This window comes from Synechococcus sp. MU1655, from assembly GCF_023630655.1.
GTDB lineage: Bacteria > Cyanobacteriota > Cyanobacteriia > PCC-6307 > Cyanobiaceae > Synechococcus_C.
In genome coordinates this window covers 1-3,841 of record NZ_JAKUHK010000202.1, presented here as the reverse complement: position 1 = coordinate 3,841, position 3,841 = coordinate 1, and the positions used below count along the sequence as shown (strand labels likewise).

Sequence of the window (3,841 nt, the reverse complement as noted above, 5' to 3'; positions counted from 1 at the left end):
GTGACTTGCTCGCCAGTGGCGGCGTAGTCAGACACACCATTGATGTTGAGCTCAGTGGCGGTCGCAGCCATAGGTGCCAAAAGGCCCAGGGCAGCTGGGGCCACCAGCAGTTGATGGAAAAGTTTCATTTTCGGTCCTCACACCAAAAAATTGAGGTATCGAGACGCGTGGCGTCGTGTGTAAATTGATACAGCCACAACGTAAAACAAACAACACGCATGCCAGATGAGGCAATGGCACACATCAAACAGCTAAGCCCGTCGGCACTTCTCAAGCCTTTTACTTTCAGCGCCAATAACCTTCTCAGCCAATTCTTGGAGCACCAAAGCCACAACGACCGAGAGTGACAGTTGTTCTACTGGTGCAGGCGTTGAACCAGCTCCACACCTTTCCAAAAGCAGAGCAGGCATTCGAAGAACTCAACAACTACTAATCCATCACTATTTATCATCCAAGCAGGAGAAACATCAAAGCAATAAAAAAACCCCTTACATGCGATTGCACATAAGGGGCTCAAAGTTGAATCGCTAAATTGCAGAGAATCCCTCTCACGAGGGATTAACTTTTAACCGATCAGAACTTGAAGGTGGTCTTCACAAGTCCACCAAAGTTGTTGAAGGTGCCGTCTGAATCGCCTTCAAGATTGTTGGTCGCGTATCCGAGTGGGCGGCTCAAGTAGTACAGAGCTGGAGTCACAGAAATGTTATCTGTGACTTGGAACTGATACCACCACTCCCATGCATAGTTGCCATCAGCAACAAAGTCACTTCCGTCATTGATGAAGGAGTCGTTATCCCAACTTGTTACGAAGGTTGGCTGACCAACCGCCATGCCAAGGGTATTGCCCTTCATGAAGGCATCAGCCCATTGCAGACCTACGTACCAAGATTGTGATGTAGCACCATCAATTGAGCCCAAACCACCGCCGAAATCAGCGTTTGAGATGTCAACAGAGTTGTAACCCCAACCAGCACTGATGCTAGGAATCCAACCGGCTTCTTCAGGCGTCCACCAAGCACTCAAGCCAAAAGAATTAGTAGTGCCGAGAGAGCTGAAAAGGTTGGCAGTAGGGGTGCCATTACCGGAATAAATACCGATACCGTTATTACCTGATGCGTAGTTATACGCAGCAGCTAAACCCCAGTTTTCAGGAGCATAAGCAATCTGCACTGTGCCGCTAGATGCTGCACAATCTGTGGCGATGCCACCGCAGTCACTTGAATCTCTGAGGAAAGCATTCGTGTCAGCAACACCAGGAGTGCTGTTACTTCCGTTGCCGCTCACATAGTTAGCGCTGATACTGAAGTCGTCATACGCCCAGCTCAAACCTGCACCAGCCCCAAGAGCGAGGTTGTATGTCTGAGGCGCACCTGCGTAGGTGAAGAAGTCAAGAACAGTGTCTGTTGGATAAGCACTTGGCCAAACAGCCAGCATGTCGTCCTGACGAACGACACCACCAACGGTTGCAGTGAAATTGCTACCGATTGGGAACTGATACCAGAGACGGTTCACGCCAACGCTGTTCGCACCTGAAGGCTCTTCGAAAGCAGTCTCCATGGCGTCGAGGCCGACATAGCCGCCTCCGCCAAATGCGGAATTACCAAAGTTGCCAGCACGCAACATCGTGCGGAGCAAATCCTTACCAGTGAAGCTGGTATCTAGGAAAAGACGGAGGTCGTAGTTAAAAGTGGTAGCACCATTCTGAGCCGCAGCTGCATCAGCACGCTTTTCGCCAACAATTCCATTGGAATTGACAATTCCTGCTACGTCAGCAAGACCCTGCCTTGCGTCACCACCGAAGCTGTTAGCTCCGATCACGAAGGTGGCTTGACCTTTCAGTTTGGTGGTGGTGGAGAACTGAGTGGCTTCCAGTTCGCCAACGCGAGCTTCCAAACCGTCAACACGGCCCTTGAGAATGGCGAGTTCCTTTTCGAACTCCTTCATCAGGCGCTTGAGCTCGTCGGTCACTTCGGTGACGCGGTCGAGACAGGCGTTCAACAGAGCAGCCGCTTCAAAGCGGGTCATCGCCCTGTTACCGCGGTAGGTGCCGTTGGGGTAACCAGCCACACAGCCGTAGCGCTCAATCAGGTTGCTCAGAGCCTGATAAGCCCAGTCGGTTGGGTAAACGTCGGAAAACTGAGTGATGCTGGTGACTTGCTCGCCAGAAGCGGCGTAGTCAGACACACCATTGATGTTGAGCTCAGTGGCGTTTGCAGCCACAGGCGCCAAAAGGCCCAAGGCAGCTGGAGCCACCAGCAGTTGATGGAAAAGTTTCATTTCGGCCTCACACCAAAATTGAGGATCTTGACGGCTTGCGTCAATACAAAAATATGTAAATGACTCCCCCTCATTGAATATTGCTGTGACAGAAAAGACGATGGAATGTATTCGATCAGACAAAAATGAAGCAGGGATGTGATTTTTTATACCAAGACTGCCGGTTGTGTATTGACGCGAACACACTCGCACAGGCACGCACGCACAAAGCTCAAAAGAGCAATTGGTATTCTGCGATACATAAACAGCTTGCGTTTTCCGGCTTCAGCAAAATACCCGCGATAAAACAATTCACACAATCAAAGCGAAGACAGACATCGAGAAACAACAACCAAAACGATCGCGAATGAATCGATGGCTTTCACCCACAAATCAGCGACAGGAAACCCTTTAGAGTGAAACAGAGGCAAAAGAAAAGGCCCCAACTTAAAAAATTTTAGCCAAGACACTTCTCCAAAACAATCTATTAACAAACAAAGAAGACGAGAAACAGGCAAGAACTTCAGTGAATTGATTGATGAGACAAACAGAGACGCAAAGGGCTCAACACACAGCACCAATTGAGTTGAAACAGGAATCCATCAGAGAAAAAGCGGAAACATCCGGCAGCCCTCTAAATACTAACCCCAGATGCAACTCCTACGCACATCCCCAACAGGACAAACGAGAACCCAAAATGCTACAAACCGAGTGATCCTATTAAGTATTGACTGCAGTTGAAGGGTCCACACTGATAGCCATCGGGCGGAGAGGCATAATGCTTCATTCGAATGAAAGTTGACGATGGCGCGCACAAAGGGCCACAACCTGCTCAAAGCGATCATCGTCGCCGTCATTCCAAGCCTGATTGTCTATGCGCTGGCCATCAATCTTAGCGCCATGGCAGGTATCAAAGGGATTCTGGTGATCAGAGACCTCGCTCAAACGTGTGATTCCGCGCTGGGCATCGGTCTGATTTCAAACTTGGGATACCTCCTCTGGATCGCAACAGCTGCGATCGCGCTGTTTACTGCATACGGCACACCAACAAATAGCCAGCACAAATTAAAAGAGCTATTGCTTTGCGGGGGCTGGTTTTCATTCATACTCTGCATAGACGACATGTTCTTATTGCACGATAGATACATTGGCCAAACATTCCTGTATGTAGTTTACGCAATATTCGCCTTCCTTATTGTTTTCAGATTCCGCGAGCAGCTGATCAAAAACGGGGGAGAAATATTTATCCTTGCCGCAACTCTATTGGCTTTTTCTGTATTGACCGACAAGTTCCAACGCGATCTCGTCGACATCCTGCCAGTTAAATACGAAACAATACAGATTTTCGAGGAAGGAGTGAAGTTTCTCGGAATATCTTCCTGGTTCTATTTTTGGTGGACCACCTCCTCAAAATTCATAAGGAAAGCAGCAAGCCATGCAAATCGTTAGCCATTCGCTGATCCAATAGAATTATCTGCACATACGATGAGTCAAAGAAAAATCAAAAAGGCACTTTCGTGGATTGCCAACAATCTGGATCTCAGGCCAATTTATTTCCTTATTGTTTTATATACAGTTATTCGTT

2 protein-coding genes are annotated in these 3,841 nt (G+C 48.5%); one reads left to right on the top strand and one right to left on the bottom strand.

The window, feature by feature from the left end; translation table 11 throughout:
• Window positions 1-573: 573 nt before the first annotated feature.
• A complete protein-coding gene (locus NCN04_RS09210; RefSeq protein WP_250395892.1) occupies window positions 574-2,277 on the bottom strand; it encodes an iron uptake porin in 1,704 nt (567 codons plus the stop codon).
• A 783-nt stretch (window positions 2,278-3,060) separates the two neighbouring features.
• Between NCN04_RS09210 and NCN04_RS09205 the strand changes: the two genes are divergently transcribed.
• A complete protein-coding gene (locus NCN04_RS09205; protein WP_250395891.1) occupies window positions 3,061-3,705 on the top strand; it encodes a DUF8692 domain-containing protein in 645 nt (214 codons plus the stop codon).
• The last annotated feature ends 136 nt before the right edge of the window (window positions 3,706-3,841 follow it).